General features: G+C 69.1%; 22 protein-coding genes. 9 read left to right on the top strand and 13 right to left on the bottom strand.

Annotated elements, in window-relative coordinates; genetic code table 11:
- The first annotated feature begins 20 nt into the window (after window positions 1-20).
- Together E0H50_RS12640 and E0H50_RS12635 are read left to right on the top strand one after the other, a co-directional pair.
- Window positions 21-884 carry an alpha/beta fold hydrolase gene (locus tag E0H50_RS12640; RefSeq protein WP_131287378.1) on the top strand — a complete coding sequence of 288 codons (864 nt, stop codon included), beginning with the start codon at window positions 21-23 and terminating at the stop codon, window positions 882-884.
- A gap of 47 nt (window positions 885-931) precedes the next feature.
- Window positions 932-1612: a hypothetical protein gene (locus tag E0H50_RS12635; RefSeq protein WP_131287376.1), complete on the top strand. Its 681-nt coding sequence runs from the start codon at window positions 932-934 to the stop codon at window positions 1610-1612.
- Between the two features lie 3 nt (window positions 1613-1615).
- On the opposite strand, the gene E0H50_RS12630 is transcribed toward E0H50_RS12635, so the two are convergent.
- The 8 genes from E0H50_RS12630 to E0H50_RS12595 all read right to left on the bottom strand — a co-directional run bounded on the left by E0H50_RS12630 (window position 1616) and on the right by E0H50_RS12595 (window position 10569).
- Window positions 1616-1822, bottom strand: coding sequence for a hypothetical protein (locus tag E0H50_RS12630; protein WP_131287374.1), 207 nt, complete (start codon window positions 1820-1822; stop codon window positions 1616-1618).
- A gap of 76 nt (window positions 1823-1898) precedes the next feature.
- Entirely contained in the window at window positions 1899-2390 is a 492-nt protein-coding gene (locus E0H50_RS12625; RefSeq protein WP_131287373.1) for a DUF2505 domain-containing protein, read from the bottom strand.
- A 17-nt stretch (window positions 2391-2407) separates the two neighbouring features.
- On the bottom strand, window positions 2408-2956 hold the full coding sequence (locus tag E0H50_RS12620) for a hypothetical protein (RefSeq protein ID WP_165547086.1): 549 nt from the start codon (window positions 2954-2956) through the stop codon (window positions 2408-2410).
- A 368-nt stretch (window positions 2957-3324) separates the two neighbouring features.
- Window positions 3325-5799 carry an Hsp70 family protein gene (locus tag E0H50_RS12615; protein WP_131287369.1) on the bottom strand — a complete coding sequence of 825 codons (2475 nt, stop codon included), beginning with the start codon at window positions 5797-5799 and terminating at the stop codon, window positions 3325-3327.
- On the bottom strand, window positions 5792-6280 hold the full coding sequence (locus E0H50_RS12610) for a nucleotide exchange factor GrpE (protein ID WP_131287367.1): 489 nt from the start codon (window positions 6278-6280) through the stop codon (window positions 5792-5794). Before E0H50_RS12610 ends, E0H50_RS12615 begins: the two co-directional genes overlap by 8 nt.
- Window positions 6277-8370 (bottom strand): hypothetical protein, encoded by a 2094-nt coding sequence (locus E0H50_RS12605; protein WP_131287366.1) that lies wholly within the window; start codon window positions 8368-8370, stop codon window positions 6277-6279. Before E0H50_RS12605 ends, E0H50_RS12610 begins: the two co-directional genes overlap by 4 nt.
- Window positions 8371-8512: 142 nt before the next feature.
- Entirely contained in the window at window positions 8513-9970 is a 1458-nt protein-coding gene (locus E0H50_RS12600; RefSeq protein WP_131287364.1) for a glycoside hydrolase family 76 protein, read from the bottom strand.
- An 83-nt stretch (window positions 9971-10053) separates the two neighbouring features.
- Window positions 10054-10569 (bottom strand): hypothetical protein, encoded by a 516-nt coding sequence (locus tag E0H50_RS12595; RefSeq protein ID WP_131287362.1) that lies wholly within the window; start codon window positions 10567-10569, stop codon window positions 10054-10056.
- Window positions 10570-10650: 81 nt separating this feature from the next.
- On the opposite strand from E0H50_RS12595, the gene E0H50_RS12590 reads away from it, so the two are divergent.
- The 4 genes from E0H50_RS12590 to E0H50_RS12575 all read left to right on the top strand — a co-directional run bounded on the left by E0H50_RS12590 (window position 10651) and on the right by E0H50_RS12575 (window position 14254).
- Complete coding sequence (locus E0H50_RS12590) at window positions 10651-11472, top strand: tryptophan 2,3-dioxygenase (protein WP_131287360.1); 822 nt, start codon at window positions 10651-10653, stop codon at window positions 11470-11472.
- Between the two features lie 14 nt (window positions 11473-11486).
- Window positions 11487-12128 carry a hypothetical protein gene (locus E0H50_RS12585; RefSeq protein WP_131287358.1) on the top strand — a complete coding sequence of 214 codons (642 nt, stop codon included), beginning with the start codon at window positions 11487-11489 and terminating at the stop codon, window positions 12126-12128.
- 114 nt (window positions 12129-12242) lie between these two features.
- Window positions 12243-12935: a response regulator transcription factor gene (locus E0H50_RS12580; RefSeq protein WP_131287356.1), complete on the top strand. Its 693-nt coding sequence runs from the start codon at window positions 12243-12245 to the stop codon at window positions 12933-12935.
- Between the two features lie 2 nt (window positions 12936-12937).
- The gene (locus E0H50_RS12575; RefSeq protein ID WP_131287354.1) at window positions 12938-14254 is read left to right on the top strand and encodes a sensor histidine kinase; all 1317 of its coding nucleotides are present in this window, start codon (window positions 12938-12940) and stop codon (window positions 14252-14254) included.
- Here E0H50_RS12575 and E0H50_RS12570 read toward each other — a convergent pair.
- Window positions 14235-15116, bottom strand: coding sequence for a LysR family transcriptional regulator (locus E0H50_RS12570; protein ID WP_131287352.1), 882 nt, complete (start codon window positions 15114-15116; stop codon window positions 14235-14237). The two genes, E0H50_RS12575 and E0H50_RS12570, sit on opposite strands and share 20 nt — an antisense overlap.
- Window positions 15117-15196: 80 nt before the next feature.
- Between E0H50_RS12570 and E0H50_RS12565 the strand changes: the two genes are divergently transcribed.
- From E0H50_RS12565 to E0H50_RS12555, 3 genes are all read left to right on the top strand, one after another.
- Window positions 15197-15865, top strand: a complete 669-nt coding sequence (locus E0H50_RS12565) for a thiolase family protein (RefSeq protein WP_131287350.1) — start codon at window positions 15197-15199, stop codon at window positions 15863-15865.
- Window positions 15862-16674 carry a CoA transferase subunit A gene (locus E0H50_RS12560; RefSeq protein ID WP_131287348.1) on the top strand — a complete coding sequence of 271 codons (813 nt, stop codon included), beginning with the start codon at window positions 15862-15864 and terminating at the stop codon, window positions 16672-16674. Before E0H50_RS12565 ends, E0H50_RS12560 begins: the two co-directional genes overlap by 4 nt.
- 233 nt (window positions 16675-16907) lie before the next feature.
- Window positions 16908-17858: a hypothetical protein gene (locus tag E0H50_RS12555; protein ID WP_131287346.1), complete on the top strand. Its 951-nt coding sequence runs from the start codon at window positions 16908-16910 to the stop codon at window positions 17856-17858.
- A gap of 54 nt (window positions 17859-17912) precedes the next feature.
- On the opposite strand, the gene E0H50_RS42865 is transcribed toward E0H50_RS12555, so the two are convergent.
- Genes E0H50_RS42865 through E0H50_RS12530 form a run of 4 tightly spaced genes read right to left on the bottom strand, consistent with a single transcriptional unit; the run spans window position 17913 to window position 22409 of the window.
- Complete coding sequence (locus E0H50_RS42865; RefSeq protein WP_165547085.1) at window positions 17913-19238, bottom strand: glycoside hydrolase family 32 protein; 1326 nt, start codon at window positions 19236-19238, stop codon at window positions 17913-17915.
- On the bottom strand, window positions 19235-20074 hold the full coding sequence (locus E0H50_RS12540; protein ID WP_131287342.1) for a carbohydrate ABC transporter permease: 840 nt from the start codon (window positions 20072-20074) through the stop codon (window positions 19235-19237). The genes E0H50_RS42865 and E0H50_RS12540 overlap by 4 nt, the downstream gene beginning before the upstream one ends.
- Complete coding sequence (locus E0H50_RS12535) at window positions 20071-21006, bottom strand: carbohydrate ABC transporter permease (protein ID WP_238150924.1); 936 nt, start codon at window positions 21004-21006, stop codon at window positions 20071-20073. The genes E0H50_RS12540 and E0H50_RS12535 overlap by 4 nt, the downstream gene beginning before the upstream one ends.
- Window positions 21006-22409, bottom strand: a complete 1404-nt coding sequence (locus E0H50_RS12530; RefSeq protein WP_131287341.1) for an ABC transporter substrate-binding protein — start codon at window positions 22407-22409, stop codon at window positions 21006-21008. The genes E0H50_RS12535 and E0H50_RS12530 overlap by 1 nt, the downstream gene beginning before the upstream one ends.
- Between the last annotated feature and the right edge of the window lie 100 nt (window positions 22410-22509).

Here is a 22509-nt window from a genome sequence, read left to right as displayed (position 1 = left end):
ACATTCACGGGGAGTATGTCATGCGCCACCGCCTCCGCCGAACCGCCGCGGTTCTGCTCGCCGCCGTCCTCCTCACCGGAGCTCTCACCGCGGCCCCGGCCTCCGCTGCCACGACCTCGGGGTTCGACGACTGGACGTGCAAACCGTCCGCCGCGCATCCGAACCCGCTCGTCCTGCTGCACGGCCTCGGCGGCAACGGTCCCGGCAACTACTCGTACCTCGGCCCGTTCCTGGCCGCGAAGGGCTACTGCGCCTTCACCCTCACCTACGGCCAGGCGACGCCGGCGATCCCGGTCGGCGGCACGGTCTCGATCGCGCAGTCGTCCAAGGAGATCGCGTCCTTCGTCCAGCGCGTCCGCACGGCGACCGGCGCGGCGAAGGTCGACATCGTCGGGCATTCCGAGGGCGGATTCCAGTCCATCTACGGACCGAAGGTCCTCGGGTACGCCGATCAGGTGGGCAAGGTGATCGCACTGGCCCCGCCGACGCACGGTACGACGTTCGGCGGGCTCGTCAGCGTGGGTGACTATCTCGGCCTGGGCCCGCTCGTCGACCAGGTCCTGCGGCAGTTCGGCTGCCCGGCCTGCGACGAACTCATCGTCGGCGGAGCGGCCGTCGAGAAGCTGACCGCGGGCCCGATCGCGCAGCCGGGCGTGAAGTACACGGTGATCGCTTCCCGCTTCGACGCCTTGGTGACGCCGCACGAGACCTCGTTCATCCGCGAGCCCGGCGTGCGCAACGAGTACGTCCAGGACACCTGCCCGCTGGACCCGGTCGGTCATGTCGGCCTCGCCTTCGACCCGACCGTTGCCCAACTGGTCGCCAACGCGCTGAACCCCACGCACGCCACCCGGGTGATCTGCGCGTTCGGCCCGCCGCTGTAGCCATATTCGGAGGCGGTGCACACGCACAGCTGCATATCCTCGCCACCGTGACGTCCAACGAGCTCAGCACCTACGCGGGGACGGTCGGGGGAGATCACCGGGAGGTGGAGCGTGTACTGCGGGAGGCCGGGTGGACTCCTTGCGGGGCGGGGGACTGGGCGATCGCGTTGCGGTCTCCGGACGGTCGTGCGGCGGCGCGGATCAGTCCGTTCGATCCGGCAGCGCCGTACACGGTGGCGTTGTACCGCGAGGCGGCGTACACCCGTCAGGTTCCGCGGCTGTTCGCGCATCGGCGGCTGGTGGGCGGCGGGGACCTGCAGATCATGGAATGGCTCGAACCGGTCGACGCGGACGAAGCGGCCAGGTTCCACCGGGCGCTGGCGGCGCGGGAACCGGAGGTCGCCGAGCTCGCTGACGTCGTACGGCGGGTACACGAGCGGGGGCGCCGCGAGGTGCCGTGGTTCGGGCCGAAGCTGGACGACAACCCGGACAACATCATGCGCAACGCGGACGGCCGGCTGGTCGCCGCGGATCTCTTCGGCGCCGACGGCCCGAGGCTCTACGCGGCAGTCGTCGACGACCCGCAGCTCGTGGTGACTACCATCCCCGAGCCCGAACGCCGCTTCATGACCGAACTCCCACTCACCAACACCGGCCCCTGGCCCCCCGACGTACGCGAAACCATGCGCGCGAACCTCGCCACCGCCGACGCCGCGCACCAGCCGTAGGAGTCAGGCGGATCGGTGGAGTTGCTGGGTGGGTGGGTCCACCAGGAGTGCGGAGCCGCACTTCACGCAGATCCACTCGTCAGGCTCGTCCACCAGGTAGTCCGACGGCTCGATGCGTTCGAAGGGCATGACGGTGGCGCAGAACGCGCAGTACTGGGCCGCGTCGGTCGACGGCGGCCGATCGTGTTTCTTGCGCAGGGAACTTCGCATCAAACGGGTCACCTCCGGTGCAACACTTCTTCTCAGACTGCCACCGGAGGCGACCCGCTCAGCGCAACGACACGGGTTACTTGCCGCTCCAGTCGTGGCCCAGGTCGTGTTCCTTCTGCAGGCCGGAGCGGATGGCATCGACGACGAAGGGCTCCAGCTTCTTGCCGATCAGCGGTACGGCGACCTTGATGTCCAGGTCGATGGCCTGGACGGTCTGAGCGCCGTCCTGGGCGATCCGGGCGGTGCCCTTCAGAGTGACCGGAGTGTTCGTGATCTCGCCGGACACGTCCGCGGTCCGCGAACCGTCGGCCGCGGCGGCGTGCCAGGTCTCGGTCTGGACGACGGTCAGGGTGTCGCCGACGAACTTGCGCGCCATGTCGGGGATGTCGGTGGACTCCATCTGGCGGGAGACCCGGACGACCGTGTCGGTCCCTGACGTGCTCACCGTGACGTCGTACGACAGTGCCTTGGTCTTCTCGCAGGCCTGCTCGCGGAAGGCCGTGTCCGTCACGATCGCGAACACTTCCTCGGGGGTGGCGTCGTACGACGCCGACATCTTCAGCTCCATGCCCGTCATCATGGCATCTAGCGGGTGGCCGCTGGCGTCAACGTGACCGTGACGGTGCGGTTCTGGGCGTCGGTGCGGTACGGCGGGTGCGCCTGGTCGCCGGACTGCATCGTGAACGCGGTCAACGGGAGACCCGACGCGGTGCTGAGCTCCTGGGTCGCGACGCGGGCTCGGAGGAGTGCGGTGCGGGAACCGCCGGAGTTGGTTCCGCCCGGTACGACGACCGAGTAGCCGGTCACGGTGATTGTTGCCTGCAGCCCGGGGAGTCGTTCGCCGAGTGCTGCCAGGGCGCGCTCGCCGGCTGGGCTCAGGTCGGTGCCGGTGGCGAACACACCTTCTGTGAAGACGACGCGTACGGCGTTCTTCTCGCGGTGCACGAGCACGCCTGCGCCGGCAACGCGTTGTGCGATCGCATTCAGCTTGGCTGCGGTTGCAGCTGCTTCGGCGCGACGCTGCGCCTCCAGCGCTGCCAGACGTCGAGCCAACTCAGCAGCCCGCTCCTCGGCGCCGGAGTCGACAGTTGGCGTAGGAGTCGGCGTTGTGTGCACCGGAGTCGCCTGCACCACAGGCGCATCCCCACGACCCCCCAACACCACCACACCACCACCAACCACCGCACCCACCAGCACCACAGCCAAAACCCCCGGCAACACAGGCCGCGAAGCCCGCCGACGCCCCCGAATCCCCGCAACCACCCGCCGCCCCGCAGCAGCCCCCGCCACCAACCCCCCACCTGCTCCGGCCTTCTCCACCTCTGCCCATAGGGTGTCGGCTTCGGCCCATCTCCTTTGCTGGGCTCGGATTCGGGCCAGCAGATCGAGTACCTCGACTGACGGATCGTCGAGGTCGGTGAGCAAAGTGGCGGCACCGGAGAGGTCGCCCTGGCGGGCCAGTTCGGCAGCTCGGGCGAGGGCTACCTGCTGGCGGACGGCACTCATTGGGTGAGTCCGATGATGATCTCCCGCTCATCACGGGGAAGCATCCGGATCATCTGCTGCACAACGTGTTCCACCGCCCGCTGGTCGCGCCGGTTGATCGCATCCCGACCCTCCGCCACCAACCGATCGGACTCAGCGGTCGGCGGCAACATCCCGGGCGACCGCACAACCTCCCAGTACACCGCCTCGTACCACCCCGGCTGCCGCCGGTACAACCGCGCCATGAAGATCTCGGTCCGCTCCGTCGCCGCGTCCATCGCCTTGAGATCGCGGTCGTCGATCGCCTGCTGCGCCGCCTCCCGCAGCGCGGTCAGCTCCTGCTCGTCCCGCACCGCACCCGACTGCTGAACCAGCTCGCCCGCCTCCGCGAGCAGATCGAGCAGCTGCCGAGTACGACGCGGCAGCGCGGCCAGATCGTCGATGTCGTCGAGCTCGGCCTGGAAGTCGCGCAGCCGATCCTCGGCCGTCGCCGCCGCACCAGCATCCGTCGCAGACGCCCGTACCTGCTCCCGAACGGTCGGCAACGTGCCCTCCGCCTCGAGCCGCCGCAACCGCTCGTCCACATCCGGCAGATCCGCCGACTGCCGCAACACGTCGTACCGGTCCTCGGCCTCGGCCAGTTGCTGCGTCAGTACGTCGGCCGACGGCGTTCGCACCGACCCGAGGTCGATCTCCGCCTCGAACTGGGCCCCGATCAGCGGTACGTCGGCGACCACCGTGACCAGGTTCGACGCGTCCACCTCGAACGTGACCTCGACCTCGGTCCCGACCGGCAGATCCATCCGCAGGTCGACCGGTTTGATCGTCAGCATCCCGACCGGCCGGTTCCGGTTCGCGCGGACCCGTTCCCCTTGGACGACAGGGATCTGGATCATCGCCTCGTCGTCGCGCCGGAGCAGGGTGTACGACGTGCGGAACCTCCCCGTTTCCGTCGTCGGCACGCCGGCGCCCTTGCGGAGCAGCGGCGAGAACGTCTTGTCGGCCAGTTGGATGCCGAGCGAATGCGCCAGCCGCGCCCCGCCGAACGTCTCGGTCCGGTGCGTGATCGACAACGTGTTCGGCACCACCTTCTGCGGCGCGCCGGCCGGGTCGATCAGCTCGACGGTGAACCGCGACGTCCGGCGCTCGTCCACGTCGACCTCGGTCGCGAACGCGCCGACCCGGTTCAGCGCGATGTTGGCGGTCCGGAACGGCGGCCGGCCTTCGGGGTTCGCGAGGACGACGGAGTACCCGGTCCAATCCAGGTCCCGCCCGGCGCGCAGCCGCCCCGCCACGGTGGTCGTGGTCGTCGTGACGGCCGGTTCGTACGAGAGCTCGACCGCGAACTCTCCCGCCGCCGGGGCCGCGGCCAGCGGTGCGGGATGCCGGATCGTGCTCGCGAACAGGGCCGCGCCGCGCGCGACCACGGTCGACGGGTCCAGCCGGGTCTCGAGTTCGATGCCGATCCCGGCGACCGGGTCGGCGAGCCGTTCGCGCAGACCGGGTGAGAGCGTGACGCCGCCGACCAGCAGCAGCTTGTCGATCGCGTCCGCGGACAGGCCGTTCTCCCGCATCGCCTCGCGGCAGAGGTTGATCGCGCGCACGTAGTACGGCTCGGCGACGTGGTCGAGGGCGCCGCGGGAGAGCGTGAAGTCGAACGTCTCGCTGTCGCCGCCCGGGGTGTCGAGTTCGACCAGGACGGACGTCGACTCGATCCCGGACAGCGCGATCTTCGCTTCCTCGGCGGCCGCCTTCAGCCGGGCGAAGTTGCGGGCGTGCCGCGGGTTGTCGCGGCGGAAGTCGGACAGCCCGAACTCCGATGCGGCCGCCGGCGCGAGCACGCGCTCGACCAGCGCCCAGTCGATCAGCTTGCCGCCCAGGTACGGGTCTCCCGCGTGGTGCAGCACCCGCAGTTCGCCGTCGCGCTTGTTCACCACCGCGGCGTCGAACGTGCCGCCCCCGAAGTCGAACACCATCCAGTACGCCCGGTCGCTGGTGTCCTGCAGCCCGTACGCGAACGCGGCCGCGGTCGGCTCCTGCAGCAGCGGCGAACCCGGAACGAACCCGGCCAAGGTGGCCGCCTCGACGGTCGCCTTGTTCTGGTTCAGCGCGAACGCTGCCGGGACCGTGATGACGGCCGCGGTCGGAGCGTCGTTCAGGAACCGGGTCGCGTCGCTGCGCAAGGATTTCAGGACTTCGGCCGACAGTTGCGGCGGCGTGAGCTGGACGCCGGCCCGGACGAATTTCCGGGCCACATCCGCCAGACCCATCTCCAGCTTGAACTCGGACGCGGTGTTCTCCGGATCCGACTCGACCCGGCCGCGGGCCTTCAGGCCGACCCGGACCTCGCCCGCGCGCGGCATCCAGACCGCTGACGGCGTGGTGTCCTGGCTCTCGTTGTTCTTGATCACCGTGACCGTGTCGCCCTCGGCCAGGGCGATCGCGCTGTTGGTGGTGCCGAGATCGATCCCGATGTCGATGGTGTCACGCATGGCTTTCCTCACTGTTCTTCGAGCCGGTGGGTACGGCGACGATCACCTGCGCGGTCTGGATCCGCCGGTCGTGGTGGTACACGGCGGGCCGCACGGTCTCGGCGACGGTCTCCACCGTCACCTCGGGATCGTCGGAGTAGAGCAGCACGTCGACCGAACGGCCGGCGTGGAACGGCTCCCCGTCATGGTCCTGAACGGTGAGCCCCGCGGACGCCAGCGCACCGGCGCAGGTCCGCAGGTACCGCGCGGCCTGCTTCCCCTGACCGTCGTTGCCCTGGGCAAGCTTGCGGCGAGCCCGCCACAGATTGGTCGCGGCCTCGGCGAGCGCGTCGTCGTCCGCGTCCTCGGCGGGTTGCGCCGCGGTCTGCCCGAGCTCGGCGAGGGAGCGTTCCAGCTCGTCGTACGCCGAACCGGACCAGCTCGGCGCCGCGATCCGGAACGCCTTGTGCTGCCGCCATTGGCGGAACCAGGCCCAGGTCATTTCGCTGCTCCCTTGAACGGCTTGTTGTCGGCGCGGTGTACCACGCAGATGGCGTACTTGACCTGTTTCAGGTCCTTCCACGACGGATAGTCCGGCGGCCCGACCCAGGTCGCGAAACCCGGCAGGCTGGGAATCCTGGCCGCGCAGGCTCTCCGGGACAGGTCGTTGACCTCGCTGTCGCCGGGGAAGGACTGGCCGGCTTCGTAGAGCGTCGGGTAGCCGAAGATCTGCCCCCAGTGCCACTCGGTGCAGCGGACGATCATGACCTGGTCGATGAGTGCTCCGTCGGTCACCTGGCCGTTGATCCGGTCCCGGACACACGTGCCGACCGGCGCGTTGTCGGCGACCTTCTCGGCCTGCAGGTCCATCGCGACCGGCTTCGGATCCTTCAGCTCGGCGACCGGTGTCACGCCGCTGTAGAGGTCGAGACCGTCCTGCCGATGGACCACACAGGCCGCGTAGTTCTCGTACTTGCTGGCGTTTCTGCCGTTGTTCCAGCGTTGTGCGGGCGCGTGGAGCGTGGTCACGTCGTACACGTCGTCGTTCAGACGCTGCTGGACCATCTTCTCGCCGCACAGGAACTGGCCGAGCGCGTTCGCCTGGTCGTCGCCCGGGTACGTCGCGGGCACCTTGGTGATTGCGACGTACCCGATGATCTCGCCCCAGTGCGGCGAGTCGCAGTCACTGCCGCGGAGACCTGTCTGCGGGCCGGCCGGTTGCTCGTCCAGACAGGTCCCGGCCGGTGCGTTGTCGGAGATCTTGTCGTGGGCGATGCTGATCTTCTGCGGCCACCAGTGCCACACGCCCAGACCGATCAGTGCGAGGACGAGCAGCCAGGCCACCAGCCGGCGACGGCGACGGCGCTTCGTGGACACGGGTTTCCGCGGCGGTCTGGCCGGTCTCGTTGTCTGTGGTGAAGGGGAGTAGAACGAGTTGAACGTGCCGGCCGAGATCTCGGCGAGCATCTGGTCGATCTCGGCGCGGACCGACGGCGAGCTGGTCTGCGCCCGCGCTTGCCGGAGCAGCCGTTGGGCGGCGTACTTCCCGCGCATCCGGAACAGGTACTCGACCTGCTCGCGGAACTCCCGCATCGCCCGCTGGTTCTCGAGCAGCGCCTCACGGTTCTCGGTGATCAGATCCCGGTCGCGCTGGTCGATCACCAGTTTCGCCGCGCGGTCCAGCCAGCGTTCGGCGCGGCCGTCGCCGGCGTCGCCACGGTTCATCAGCTCGACGGCGCAGTTGTTGAGCAGGATCGCGAGCTGGTCGTGCAGCGCCGAAGTCCGGTGGTTGTCCTTCGCCGGCAGCAGGGCGTCGAGTCGTCTCAGCTGCGGCAGCAGGTCGCGTTCGATCTCGGCGACGAGCGGGTCGACCGCTTCCTCGCCGATCCGCCGGGCCACCTGGGTACGGCGTTCCTCCAGGTCCTCGTACAGCGGAGCGGCCGCGGCCTCGAGCAACCGTCGGTGCAGGCGCTCCGCGTTCGGGAATCTCCCGGCGATGTCGACCAGTGTGCCGGCGCGGCTGACCGGACCGGTGACGGCGAGATCGACGAGCGGCTGCACCAGAGTCCGTGGAAGCTCTGTCTCGATCGTGGCCACGGCCGCGCGGTCGAGCTGCCGGTCGTCCAGCTCCCGCACCCGTGACTCGAGGTGGGAGGTGGCGTCGGCGAGGAACAGGGACCAGATCTGCCAGACCGCCTTCCACTCCTCGTCGGGCCGTCCACCGTCCTGTTCCTGGCTGATCGTCGCACTGTGCGCCGCGACCGCGGAGTCGTGCATACGGTGCATGAGGGATTCGCAGCCGCAGCGGGAGACGTCGTCGCCCCAGGGCGCGAACATCTCGTGGACCAGCCGGCGGCGCGGGTCGCCGAGGATCAGGTCACAGGCGGCCTGGACCTCGTGCGGGTCGCGAGAAGTCGCCGTACCGAGGTCGATGTCGGCACCCACCTCGAGCGCCGCGCGCAACCGCTGCGCGACCTGCCGAGTGGTGCGTGCGTCCGCGTCCGCGCGCAGACCGCTGATCAGAAAGGCGTTCCGCCGATACAGCTCCGGCCCGGCCAGTCTGCGTAACTCGTCGACAATCGGATCCGCCACCGGCTCACCCCCAGGGTTGTCGGGTCCTGTGCGACCCCGTCACTTCACCCTGACACCGGAAACGGACCCTTTCAGCCGCCTTCAGACCGGTCTGGACCTCGCCTGGATCCCCTGTGGACAGACCTTGGACCGAACCTGCATTTCAGACCGCGTTGAGCAGATCCAGCGCGGAGTGCTGGCGGGCGGCGTCGAGTTTGTCGACCGGGCCGTACCAGCGCAGACCGTACTGGTCCATCGGCGTCCGGTCGGCCGCGAAGGCGCGGTCGGCCTGGCGCTGCAGGTACGACGTGTACGGGTGGTCGGACAGCGCCGCGTTCAGCTTGCCGAGGCCGCGGACATGCGCGCCCTTGAACGACGGGCCGTCGCCGCCGCAGTCGCCGTTCTCGCACGGCTCACGCAGGATGCCGTCGGCGGTGTGCAGCGACGACGCGGTGGTCGACGCGTCGGCGAGTTGGCGGGCCGACGTCAGGTACGCCGTGTTGTTCGTTGCCTTGGACAACTCGGTGAGTGCGCCGATCAGCACGCCCTGGTTGTACGTCCACGCGGTGTCGCCGTTGTTCTTGCAGGTGGACAGGTCGATCCCGTCGTTCACCAGATGCGAGCCGTTGATCATCCCGGTCTGCTGGAACCACGTCCAACCGGCCTGTGCGCGTTGCAGGTACGTCGTGTCGCCGCTGATCCGGCTGTGCAACTGCGCGTTCAGCTGGATGTAGAGCGAGTTCGAGATCGCGTTCTTGTACGTTTTCGCCTCGCTCCACCACACGCCGCCGCCGCACGTGCTGTCCCAGTACGCCGCCATGTGATCGGCGTCCGCCCGGGCCGTCTGCAGGTAGCGGGCCTCCCCGGTGAGGTCGTACGCCGCGACCCACGCGAGTCCCCACCACCCGGTGTCGTCGATGTAGTCGTTGCGGAACTGGCCCTCGAACCTGGTCAGGTTCAGGTCGTACGTCTTGCCGATCGCGTACCGGTAACTCTGCATCCCGCTGACCCGGGCGTTGTCGATCAGCGCGTTCAGCGCGTTCGCGGAGTTCCACCAGCCGGTGGTGTCGAACAGTCCGCTGGTCAGGTTGTAGTCCTGCATCAACGCGGTCGCGGCCGCCGTACGACGGTCCCAGGCGTTCCACGTCGTACGGGCCCACGGCGTACAGGCGATGTCGGCGCGATCGCCGGCCTTGCCGCACGCGCGGAGTGCTCCGACGCCGAGGTTGTTCCAGTCGTCGACGTTGTACATCTGCGTCCGCCACCCGCGTTGGCCGGCCGGGATCGCGGTGTTGCCCAGGCGGCTGCCGCCGGACCAGGTGCGGCCGCCGTCCATCGAGCGGTCCAGCCAGACCTCGTCGCCGGGGTTGCCGTTCTCGATCGAGGCCCAGCCCATCGCGTCGTCGTCGTCGAAGTGCAGGGTGATCGTGCGGCCGAAGAGCGTTGTGGAGACCGGGGCGCGGTCGGTGGGCGCGAGGGCCGGGTCGCGGGCGTCGCAGTACTTGTTGCAGATCGTTGCCTGGGCCGACATGTTCACCGAGGGGGTCTCAGCCGGCGCGGGCGGTGGTGCGCCGAGGGGAGCGATCAGCAGGGACAGGCTGGAAACGATTCCAACGTACATCACAGATCTCCCTGGGGCGGTAGGAAGAAGCGGTGTGACCGAAGGTAGGTGGGTGGCGACACTACGTCAAGACGTGATGCGGGCTAGAGCGTGAGGAGGCCGGTGATGATCGTGGCGGTGACGACCAGGGTGACCGCGATCGCGAAGTGGCGGCCGCGGGCGCGGCGGCGGGCGATCGCGGTCCGGTCGGGGCGGAGGGTGCACGGGTCGAAGCCGAGCTCGTCGGCCGGTGCGAGGGCGCTGCCGAGGCGCGCGAGGACCGACCGGCGCCCCGCCTGCCGAGTCGCCTCGTCGACGACCCGGCGGCGCAGGAACTCCCGGTGCCTGGTGGCCGGAACCCTGACATCCGGCGGCACGGTCAGGCTCGACGGGAGGGCGAGGGCGCTCGGGAGCGGAAGACCCGGCGGGAGCGCCCGCTGGACGACGGCGTGCGCGGCCGCCACCCGCCTCGCCCGGCTGATCGCAGGCGGGAGGATCAGATAAGCGAGGTGGACGAGCGACCGGTAGTCGTCGAGCAGCAGGGCCTCGATCAGCGGCTCTTCACGCGTCGGCCCCTGAACCGGACCGGGAACGATCGGCGTCTCGACCGTGGCGGACATGCAACTCCTCAACTCGGCGTACGGAAGAACCAACGAACGAATCACTGACCGGTCACGAAATGGTCGGTTAGTCTCCGTGTCATGAGCACTGGTGACGGGGTTGCGGGGCAGTGGGGCGGGGTCGACGTACATTTCGGTGAGGAGGGCGGTCGGCTCACGTACGGCAGCTACCTGCGACTGGCCGAGCTGCTCGACCAGCAGCGGCTGGAGTCCGATCCGCCGGCGCACGACGAGCTGCTGTTCATCACGATCCATCAGGTGTACGAGCTGTGGTTCAAGCAGGTTCTGCACGAGCTGACCGCGTCCCGGGACGCGATGCTCGCCGGCGAGCACTGGCTGGCCGAGCACCTGCTGCGGCGGGTGCACACGATCGAGCGCGTGCTGACGCAGCAGGTGGACATCCTCGAGACGATGACCCCGCAGGACTTCGGTGAGTTCCGGCACCGGCTGTCGCCCGCATCCGGGTTCCAGTCCGTGCAGTTCCGGGAGATCGAGTTCCTGTCCGGCGCGAAGGATCCGTCCTTCGTACGCCGGTTCCGCGGGCTGACCGAGATCGAGAAGGACCGCCTGCGCCGCCGCCTGGAGGAGCCGACGCTCTGGGACGCGTACCTCGACGTACTGGGGAAGTCCGGCTTCGACACCGACTCCGAGGACGCCATCCGCGACGCGCTCCGCAAGGTCGCCGGCGACCGCTCGCACTACGCTGCTATCTGGGAACTCGCCGAGGCCCTCGTCCAGCACGACGAACTCGCCGCGGCGTGGCGCGCGCGGCACGTGGTCATGGTCGAGCGCATGATCGGCACCAAGCCGGGCACCGGAGGTTCGTCCGGCGCCAACTACCTCCGCAGCCGTCTCGACCTCCGCTACTACCCTCTCCTCTGGAACCTCCGCAGCAACCTCTAGCCAGGGCGGGCCTCTTGAAGCTCTACGCCGACGTACCGGTTCAGCGGTTCGGGCAGGTTGTCGGTGATCTGGTGCTGGCGGCGTGGGTGTGGGCGTGTGTGGAGCTCGGTCTGCTGGTCTACAAGGTGACCGATGCGCTCGGGGCGCCGGGGCGGAAGGCGGCTGAGGCGGGGGACGGACTGGCGGGGGATCTGCGGCGGATGTCCGAGCCGATCGGGAAGGTGCCGGCGGTCGGGGATCAGCTGCGGGCGCCGATCGACGGGGCGGCCGGGGCGGCGGGGAAGCTGGCGCAGGCGGGACGGGACCAGGCGCAGGCGGTGGAGCAGTTGGCGTACGTGCTGGCGGCCGTGACGATCGGGGTGCCGGTGCTGTTCGCCGTACTGATCTGGGTGCCGCGGCGGATCCGGTTCGCGCGCCGGGCGACGGCGGCGCAGCGGTTCATCGACGACGCGGCGGATCTGGACCTGTTCGCGCTGCGGGCGATGGCGAACCAGCCGATGCACAAACTCGCGAAGATCTCCGCCGACCCGGTCGCCGCCTGGCGCGACGGCGACGTCGAGGTCGTCAGGGCGTTGGCGACTCTCGAGCTCCGGAGCACCGGGCTGAAGCCACCGCCGGATCTCCAGCACTCAGAAACCCCCTCCGACACCCCGTGAACCAGGCCCGCCCAGCGTGGCCGACTGTGTGGGCGCGAGGTTGGTGAGTGGTGGACGTCCGCCCTTAACACCAGCTTGAGGATCCGATAACGCGCCGGCGGATACGCTCGGGGCATGGCGCGGGTGCTACTGGTCGAGGACGACGATGCGATTCGGACGTCGTTGGGGAAGTCCCTGACGGCGGCCGGGCACGTGGTCTCGGCGGTCGCGGCCGGCGCCGACGGGGTCGCGGCGGTCGCGCGGGAGCGGCCGGAGGTGCTGTTGCTCGATCTCGGGCTGCCGGACCTGGACGGGCGCGACGTGCTCGCGATGGTGCGGGCGGTCAGTGACGTACCGGTGATCGTGGCGACGGCGCGGGACGACGACGCGAGCGTCGTACGGCTGCTGGACGCGGGCGCGGACGACTACGTGATCAAACCGTTCAGCGCGGCGCAGATGGATGCCCGGATTCGCGCCGTACTGCGGCGGCTCGGGCAGGACCCGCACGAGGAGTCGACGGTCGAGGTCGGCGGGTTGCGGATCGATCCGCGGAGCCGGGAGGTGACCGTGGACGGTGCGCCGGTCGACCTGACCCGCAAGGAGTTCGACCTGCTGCTGGCGTTGTCGCGCCGGCCCGGAGCCGTGGTGACGAAGCGGGAACTGCTGGCCGAGGTCTGGGGGCTGCCGTGGGGCGGCGGTGACCGGACCGTCGACGTCCACCTGTCGTGGTTGCGCCGGAAGCTCGGCGAGACGGCCGCGGCGCCGCGGTTCCTGCACAGCGTGCGCGGTGTCGGGATCAAGCTCTCAGTGCCCGACGGGGACGGCTGAGCATGCGCCGCCGGATCCTGCTGCTCTCGGTGGGCATGACCACGCTGGTCGTGCTTGCGTTCGCCGTACCGCTGGTGATTCTGCTGCGCAGTACGACGGCCAACGAGTCCAAGGACAAGGCGCGGTACCTGGCGGAGAGCGTCGCGTACTACGTCGGCGACAAGGACCACACGAACGACGACATCACGGCGTACCTCGAAGGCCTGAGCGATCATCCGGGCCGGATCTCGGTGCGGATGCCGGACGGTACGACGCTCGGCGACCCGCCGCCCGGTGGGGTGCCCACGCCGAAGAACGTGCCGGCCGGGTACGGCGACGGCGACCGTGACGACAAGGGCCCGCCGAAGATCGGCGACGCCGACTACCGCGACGTCGGCGGCGGTCTCGCGGTGGACGTCGGTGTCGGTACGCCGAACGGCGTGGCCTCCGTCTGCCTGTATCTGACCAGCGACGAGCTGTACGACGGTGTGGTCCCAAGGATCCTGGTCCTCATCGGTGGAAGTCTGCTCGTCCTGCTGCTCAGCATCGCCGGCGCCGAACTGGTGTCCCGGCGCCTCGCGCGCCCGTTGGAGGAGACCGCGAGTACGGCGGAACGCCTTGCCCGCGGCGACATGGACGCCCGCGCCCCGACGACCGGACCGACCGAGGTCGCGAAGGTCGGCTCTGCGCTGAACGGGCTTGCGGACCGGATCGACGAGGTGATTGCGGTCGAACGCGAGGCCGTCGCGGACCTGTCGCACCGCCTGCGGACGCCGTTGACCGCGCTGCGCCTGCAGGTCGAGGCGCTCCCGGACCGGGAGAGCGCCGACGAGCTGAACACCCAGGTCAACACGCTCGAACGGACACTGACCGCGGTGATCAGCGCGGCCCGCCGGCCGCAGCGCGAGGGTCGTGTCCCGCATTCGGACGCGGTCGAGGTGACGCGTCAGCGGGCCGCGTTCTGGGAACCGCTGTTCGAGGACCAGGGCCGCGAGCTCGCACTGGACCTGCCGAACGCGCCCGCGACGGTGCGCTCCTCCGGCGAGGACCTCGGCGCGGCGCTGGACGCCCTGGTGGAGAACGTAGTCGCGCACACCCCCGACGGAACGCCCGCGCGCATCACCCTGACCCGCGCGGACGGCGTCGTCCGGATAGTTGTCGCCGACAACGGTCCTGGCATCCCGCTGGGCGCCGGCGAGCGCGGCCGCAGCGATCGCGGCTCCACCGGTCTGGGTCTGGACATCGCCCGCCGCTGCGCCGAAGCCGCCGGCGGCTCCCTGACCCTGCACCGCAACGAGGTCGTCATCACGCTTCGAGCTTCTACTGAATCAACCCTTTGACGACGGCCAGTGCGCGCTCCAGGTGCGGCGCTTCGTCGTCCGCTCGCGTGGCGGCCGCCAGTTCGACGGTCGCGGACCCGGTGAGCGCGCGGTAGGAGACGCCCGGAATCAGCAGCTCGGCGACGGGCGCCGGCACGATCGCGATCCCGAGCCCTGCCGCGACGAACGTCACCAACGTCGACGTCTCCGCCACCTCATGCCGTACCCGCGGCTCGAACCCGGCCTCCCGGCAGCGCGCGAGCACGGTGTCGTGCATGACCGACCGCCCGGCGCCCGCGTGGACCACGAAGTCCTCGTCGGCCAGCTCCCCCAGTCGCACCCGGCGCCTTCCGGCCAGCCGATGCCCGTCGGGTACGGCGACGATCAGCGGATCGGCCCGCAGTACTTCCACCCGCAGCGACTCGTCCTCGACCGGCGGCCGCAGCAGCCCGAGATCGATCCGCCCGTCCGCGAGCGCCTGTGCCTGGTCGGGTGCGAGCATCTCACCCTGCACGGCGACCTCGACGTCCGGAAGCTCCTCCCGCAACGTCCGGACCAGCTGCGGCAGCAGGCTGTACGTCGCCGAGCCGACGCACCCGATCGCCAACCGCCCCTGCAGCCCGGCCGCGACCCGCTGCGCCTCACCTGCCGCGGACGAGACCGCCGCGATGATCTGCCGCGCCCGCACCAGGTACGACTCGCCCGCGGGCGTGAGCTCCACACGTCGCGTCGTACGGCGCAGCAACTGCAGGCCCAGCTCGCGCTCCAGCTGACGGATCTGCTGCGACAACGGTGGCTGGGCCATGTGCAGGCGGGCTGCGGCGCGACCGAAGTGCCGTTCCTCGGCGACGGCGACGAAGTACCGCAGGTGACGGAGCTCCACACGATTGATATTGGCAGAGTCTCGATCGAGCGTAAATGAGTATTTCTCCATATCGTTCGTGGCGACGTACCGTCGAGGGCATGAGCGATGTGGTGATCTGCGAACCGATCCGTACCCCGGTGGGCCGGTTCGGCGGCGCGCTGTCCGCACTGTCCGCGGCCGACCTCGCCGCCGTCGCTCTCACCGAGCTGGTACGCCGGACCGGTCTGGGCGAAGGTGATGTCGACGATGTCGTGCTCGGCCAGTGCTACCCGAACGGCGAAGCGCCCGCGGTCGGCCGGATCGCCGCTCTGGACGCCGGCCTCGGCGTCGGCGTACCGGGTGTCCAGGTGGACCGTCGCTGCGGCTCGGGTCTGCAGGCCGTGCTGTACGCCGCGGGCATGGTCGCCACCGGCGCCGCCCGTGTGGTGGTTGCCGGAGGCACCGAATCGATGTCGCAGGTCGAGCACTACGCCCTCGGCCTGCGCACCGGCGTCCGCGGCAACGTGGAGCTGAACGACCGTCTCGTCCGCGCTCGCGAGACCGCCGGCGGGAAGTATCACCCGGCGCCGGGCGGCATGCTCGAGACCGCCGAGAACGTACGCCGGGAGTACGGCATCACACGCGCGGAGCAGGACGAGTTCGCGCTGCGCTCGCACCAGCGGGCCGTAGCCGCGCAAGCCGAGGGCCGGCGGCCAGGGCATCGCCGCGATCTTCGAGGCCGTCCGATGAAGGGCGCGATCAGCAACCGGAACGAGGACGGCTCGTGAGTCTCGACAAGGTCGTTCCTACGCCGGCTGCGGCGGTTGCCGATATCGCGGACGGTGCGAGTCTCGCGGTCGGCGGATTCGGGCTGTCCGGGATCCCGTGGTTCCTGATCGGGGCGCTGCTCGAGCAGGGCGCGAGCGATCTGACTGTGGTGTCGAACAACTGCGGTGTGGACGGCGCGGGGCTTGGTTTGCTGCTCGAACGCGGGCGGATCAGCCGGGTGATCGCGTCGTACGTGGGGGAGAACAAGGAGTTCGCGCGGCAGTACCTCGCGGGGGAGTTGACGGTTGAGCTCACGCCGCAGGGCACGCTCGCGGAGCGGCTGCGGGCGGGCGGTGCCGGGATCGGGGCGTTCTTCACGCCGACCGGTGTCGGCACGCTGGTCTCCGAAGGCGGGCTGCCGTGGCGGTACGCGCCGGACGGCACGGTCGCGGTCGCGTCGCCGGCCAAGGAGGTCCGCACGATCCAGGGCCGGGACATGGTGCTCGAGGAGGCGATCGTCACCGATGTCGCGCTGGTCCGCGCCGCGGTCGCCGACCGGGCAGGCAACTGCGTGTTCCACGCGGCCGCCCGGAACTTCAACCCCGTCGCCGCGATGGCCGGCCGACTGACGATCGTCGAGGCCGAGCAGGTCGTCGAGGTCGGCGAACTCGCGCCCGACGCGATCCACCTACCGGGAGTCTTCGTACAACGCGTCGTACCACTGACCCCCGAGGAGGCCACCCGCAAGTCGGTCGAGAAACGCACCACCCGCCCCCGCCCGCCCGCCTCCGCCGCCCTACAGGAAGCCAGCGCAGCCGCCATCACCTGACAAATCCCCCAGCCTGTTGGCAGAAATGTTCCGCCAATCAGCCCTGGACCGAACTGGGAACAGGAAATGGAGACTGGCCACAAGCAACTACCTGTTCACAGTCCCCGCCGCAGGTCCCCAGTGCGGTAAAGGTTTGCTGCCCGAAAGGGCAAGGATCTCGTCAGATGTCTGCGGGCTCAGCTATAGTCAGCCGATCTCGAGGTCTACGAGACAATCTTGGAGGGGGAACTCCTATGAAATTACAGCGTTGTGCGCTCGCGTTGGCCTCGGTCGGCCTGCTCGGCGCCGCGGTGGCTTCGACCCCGGCGGCCGCTTCCGGCCAGGCCGACCCGAAGCCGTACCTGTCGAAGCAGTCCGGGGGAGCGCTGTCGGCAAAGGCCGCAGGCCCATGCCTGAGCGCTGTGGGCGTGCCGACCGCCGCGGGCACCATGCAAGAGATCGATGCGACCCCGTCGACGCCGCCGCGGGCTGACGTCTTCGAGACGTTCCCGTTCGTCGGCACCCGGCTGGACGCGACCTGGTACTTCGCGACCAACGCCTCGCAGACCCAGTTCTACTACTACGGCCTGCTGGTGCAGGGCACGAGCCTCTACCGGCACACGACGTACCTGCCGGCCGACTCGACCAAGCCGCCGGTGCCGACCTTCAAGAGGGTCGGGTCGGGCTGGGGCAGCTTCAAGTCGATCGCCACGTCGAACTACAGCGTCGCGACGCCGCGGCACGCGTACCTCTACGGCCTGAACACCAACAACAGCCTGTACCGGTACCAGATCGTCGGCGCCGGCTTCAAGGCGTTGGGCCCGATCCCGGGCTTCCGCGGCTTCAAGACGATGACGGTGATCAGCGAGTCCGCGACGTACGACACGTTGCTGATGACAACGGCCGCCGGTGCGCTCTGGACGGCGCACATCCCGATCGCGGCCGGGGCCAAGCCGGTGATGAAGCTGATCCGTTCCTCGGGCTTCGGGCAGTACGAGTCCCTGGTCGCGCAGAGCTGCGGCACCCGCGGCGGCACGCTGCTCGTCGCGGTCGACCACGACACGGACTCCGGCTACCAGTACGCGCTGAGCCACGCGAACGGCACCGCGACCGCGGTCACGTCGTACGGCAAGATTCCCGCCGTCTTCAACGGCGTCGATCACGTGTCGCTCACGTCGCACTACTTCCAGCTGGTCGGCGAGTAAGCACCTAGCGATTCGAGCTGGCCGAGGCCCCGTGCCTCGGCCAGCTTTCGTTTGTCAGCGGACGAGCGGCCAGTAGCGGGCGGTCGGCGGGGCCTGGATCTGCCAGGTGGGTGGGGCGGTCGGGTAGATGCGGGTGCTGAGGACGCGGCCTGCGCTGGTGAAGACTTCCAGGATCGAGCCGTCGAGGATGATGCGAGCGGCCGGGCGGTCCGATGCGGAGTCGAAGGCATCACTGACCTGCATGCGGCCGCCGTGCGCGTGGTCGTCGCGGCTGGCCTGACTGCGGTCGATCGTCAGCGTGTCGGCGTCCAGCTCGATCACCACACGTTCCTGTTCGCTGAAGTGGATGACGACCTTCCCGGAGCCTTCCGGTACGACGATTTCGCACTGGGCGCCGGTCGATGCGCCGTCGGCGGGTGAGCCGGTGCCGACGCGGAGCGTGTCGACCGTAGGCACGGGTGCACTGCGGAGTGACGAGTCCGGACCGAGCCACACGACCCGGGGCAGCGAGATGACTCCCGCCCAGTCGTCCGTCCAGCCCGCACGGTCCCGCCCCTCGGTCAGCCAGCCGAACAGGAGCGGCCCGAACCGGCTGTCTCGCAAGGCGGAGGCCGCGTAGAAGTTGGTCCCGTGATCGAGGCGCCGCGGAACCACCGGGGCGTCGACGTCGAACGACAGCACTTCGGCAGGGCCACCCTCCGGCGACCACGACGCGACCACCGCGATCCGGCGGCCGTCGATCGTCAGCATCTGCGGGCACTCCCACGCGGCACCGGTGTCGTGGCCGTCCAGGACGCCGCGGGGCAGTTCGGCGAGCGGACCGGCGTACGTCCAGTTCTCGAGGTCTGTCGAGCGGTACGACGGGATGCTCGCCCCGCGGTCGGCGTACCCGGCACCGACGACCATCCACCAGGTGCCGTTCTCCCACCAGACAAAGGGATCGCGGAACATGATCGCGGGGTCGGACGGATCCGGCACCACCTGGTGGGGCGGCCCGAACGACGTACCGCCGTCGTCGGACACGGCGGTCAGCACCGACTGGTACGGGCGTCCCTCGATGTGACCCGAATAGAACGCGCGGACCCGTCCGCCGTCCAGGACCGTGTTGCCGGACCAGCAGCCGTCGGTGTCCGGCCCGCCCGGCCGTGGCGCCATCGCGGGCCGGTGCAGCGTCCAGCGCACGTAGTCGGGCGAGGTCGCGTGCCCCCATTCGACCGGTACGTGCATGTCCAGGACGGGCCGCGATTGGAAGTACAGATGGATGTCGTCGCCCACCTCGATCGGCCCGTTCGGGTCGTTGAGGTATCCGCGCGGCGGCCGGACGTGGAACGCGGGGCGGAGGTGTGCGGTCGTGTGGGTATGGGCCTGGACCTGGGTCACCGGGATGCTCCTGCCGTGATGCCTGCGATGAAGTACCTCTGGGCGAAGATGAACAGCACGACGCTCGGCAGGATCGCCAGGACGACGCCGGCCAGCACGACCGAGATCGAACCGGTGCCGAGGTTCCCCTGCAGACCGACGAGTCCGAGCGGGAGGGTGAAGTTGTCCTGCGACTGCAGGAAGATCAGCGGCCGGTAGAACTCCGCCCAGAAACCGGAGAAGTTCAGGATCGCGAGCGTCGCGATCGCCGGACCGGCCATCTTGGCGTAGATCATCAGGAAGGTCTGGAAGTGACTGGCGCCGTCGATCCTCGCCGCCTCGCCCAGTTCGCGAGGCATCTGCATGAAGTACTGGCGCATCAGGAACGTCCCGAACGCGCTGCCGAGGGCCGAGACCACCAGCGACAACGGGCTGTCGGAGAGTCCGAAGTACCGGATGATCACGAACACCGGGATGATGATCGTCTGCAGCGGAACCATCATGGTGGCCAGGAAGATCCCGAAGACCACCGAGCGCCCCGGGAAGCTGATCATCGCGAACGCGTACCCGGACAACGTGCAGGTGATGGTCTGGCCGACCACGATCAGCCCGGTGACGACGACGCTGTTGACGAAGAACCGGCCGATCGGGATCCGGTCGAAGACCGCGCTGTAGTTGGAGAAATCGGGGTGCAACGGGAACCACTGCGGCGGGTTGCTGAACGCCTCGGCCGGTGTCCGCAGCGAGGTCGTGACGGTCCACAACAACGGGCCGAGGGCAATCATCGCGGCGATCACCAGCACCGCGACGCCGGTGATCCGGCCGATCCGGGCCAGTGTTCCGGTGGATTCTGTCATTGGTAGAACACCAGCTTTCGGGCCGCGAGGAACTGCAGCCCGGTGATGACCAGGATCGCCGCCAGCAGCACGATCGCGATCGCCGAGCCGTACCCGAACTGCAGGTTCTGGAAGCCCTTCTGGTACATCGAGATCGTCACCGTCGTGGTCGCCGATCCCGGGCCGCCCTTGGTCATGATGTACGGCTGGTCGAACAGCTGCATCGCGTTGATCAGGGCAACCACCGCGGCGAACAGGATCGTCGGGCTGATCAACGGGATCTTGATCCGGAACAGCGTCCGCAACCCGCCGGCGCCGTCGATCTGCGCGGCTTCCAGGACGTCGGTGGGGACCGACATCAGCGAGGCGACGAACAGTACGAAGGTGAACCCGATCTGCTGCCACACCGCGATCAGCACGATCGTCGCGGCCGCCCCGAACCCGCTGGTCAGCCACGGTACGTTCGGGATGCCGAGCAGGCCGAGGTAGTAGTTCACGACCCCGAACTTGTAGTCGAACAGGTAGCCCATGAAGATCGACACGGCCGCCGTCGACGCGAGCAGCGGCAGGTAGAACGCCGTACGGAACAGCGTCCGTACCCAGACCAGCTTGCGCTGGTTGACCAGGACGGCGAGCCCGAGCCCGATGGTCAGCTGCAGTACGACGATCGCGAGCGCCATCCCCAGCGTGACGCCGAACGACTTGAGCACCGGCCCGTCGGTGAACAGCCGCCGGTAGTTCTCCAGCCCGACGTACTCCGGTGTCGAGATGACGTCCCAGGAGAAGAACGACAGCCCGAGTGAGGCGACGATCGGGATCGCGGTGAAGACCGCGACGAACAGCACCGACAGCCCGATCATCGCGAACCCGAAACGGGCCTCGCCGTGCGACGACGGGTGACCGCGCCGCTTCTTCACGACGGCCTCTCGCACCTCCGCGGTGACAGCGGACATCAGCTCGCTCCTGCCGCCTTCTCGAGGTCGGACTGCAACCCGTCCAGGGCCGCCTTCGCGTTCCCGGACGAGATCGCCTGGGTGGTGCGCTGGTTCAGCGCGGTCGCGAGCGCGTTGTAGTACGGCGGGGCCGGGATCGGGGCCGTGTCCGGGTGCTTGGTCAGCGTGTCGTAGAAGACCGACCAGTGCTTCGGACCGGTCTTGGCGTACCGCGCGGCCGTCACCAGGGACTTGCGGCCGGGCGTGGTCACGTTGCCCGGGAAGACCAGGTCGAACGTCTCCGGCTTCACCAGCAGTTTCAGGACCTCCCAGGCCAGGTCCTTCTTCTTCGACGACTTGAAGATCGCGTACCCGCCGGCGCCGAACAGGTGCCGCTGGCTCTTCCACTTCGGGAACATCGTGACGTCGAAGCTGCCGTTCTTCATCCCGGCGTTCGTCAGCCCGCCGGCCCAGAACCCGCCGCCGATCGACATCCCGATCCGGTTCGACGCGAACAGGCCCTGCAGGGTGCCGCCACCGCCGACGTCGGGTGACGGCGACAGGCCCTTCTTGGTGAGCTCGATCATGTAGTTCAGCGCCTCCACGGTCGCGTCGGAGTTCGCGGTCGGTGCGCCCCATTTCCAGCCGCCCTTGCGGCCCGCGGCGGCAGCGTCACCGGCGTACGCCTTGTTCCACAGCCAGTCGCCGCCGTCGTACTTGCCCTCCTCGAGCAGGTTGGCGTTGTTCGCGTACATGAACGACGTCCAGCTGCCCCACAGCCGGACAACCCAGCCGAAGGCGTTGATGCCCTTGAACTTGGCGATCTTGGTGGCCGCGGTCTCGAAGTCGTCGAGGGTCCAGCTCTCGCTCGGCGGTACGACGCCGGCGCGCTGGAAGAGCTCCGTGCTGTAGAACATGTTCCCGGCGTTGAAGCTGTCCGGGAGCTCCCACAGGTGACCCTGGTACATCATCGACTCGACGAGGGCCGGGTGGATGTCGGCGAAGTACTCCTTCAGCGCGTCCAGGTCCTTGGTGACGTAGTCGTCGAGCGGGATGGCCAGTTCCTTCGACGCCATCAGCTGCAGGCCTTCGGTGGCGACGCTGATGATGTCCGGCGGGGTCCCGGCGGCGATCTGGGTCAGCACCTTGGCCAGGAAGTCGTTCCAGTCGGTGCCGTTGATCGCGGAGATCTCGAACTTGATGGTCGCGTCGAGCTTGGCGATCTGCGGCTGCAACCGGTTCTGCAGCTGGGTCGCCTGCGCCTGCTCGCCGAAGTACAGCATCTTCAGCGACTTCGACGAGCCGCCGCCGTCCTTGCTGCAGGCGGCCAGATCGGCCAGGGCGGCCAGGCCGAGACCACCGGCTCCGGCCTTCAGCAGCGTACGGCGGGCCAGCGAGCCTCCGGGCGGATGAATACCTGTCATGGGGTTTCCTCCTTCTACCCAATACGTATTGACTCGGGACCGTAGCAGCGGCTTAGAGTGGGGTCAATACGTATTGGCTCGATCTGTGATAGTTAGTTGT

Source organism: Kribbella sindirgiensis, from assembly GCF_004331435.1.
Classification (GTDB): Bacteria; Actinomycetota; Actinomycetes; order Propionibacteriales; family Kribbellaceae; genus Kribbella; species Kribbella sindirgiensis.
The sequence above is the reverse complement of the archived record's forward strand: the minus strand, read 5'-3'. Positions and strand labels throughout refer to the sequence as shown.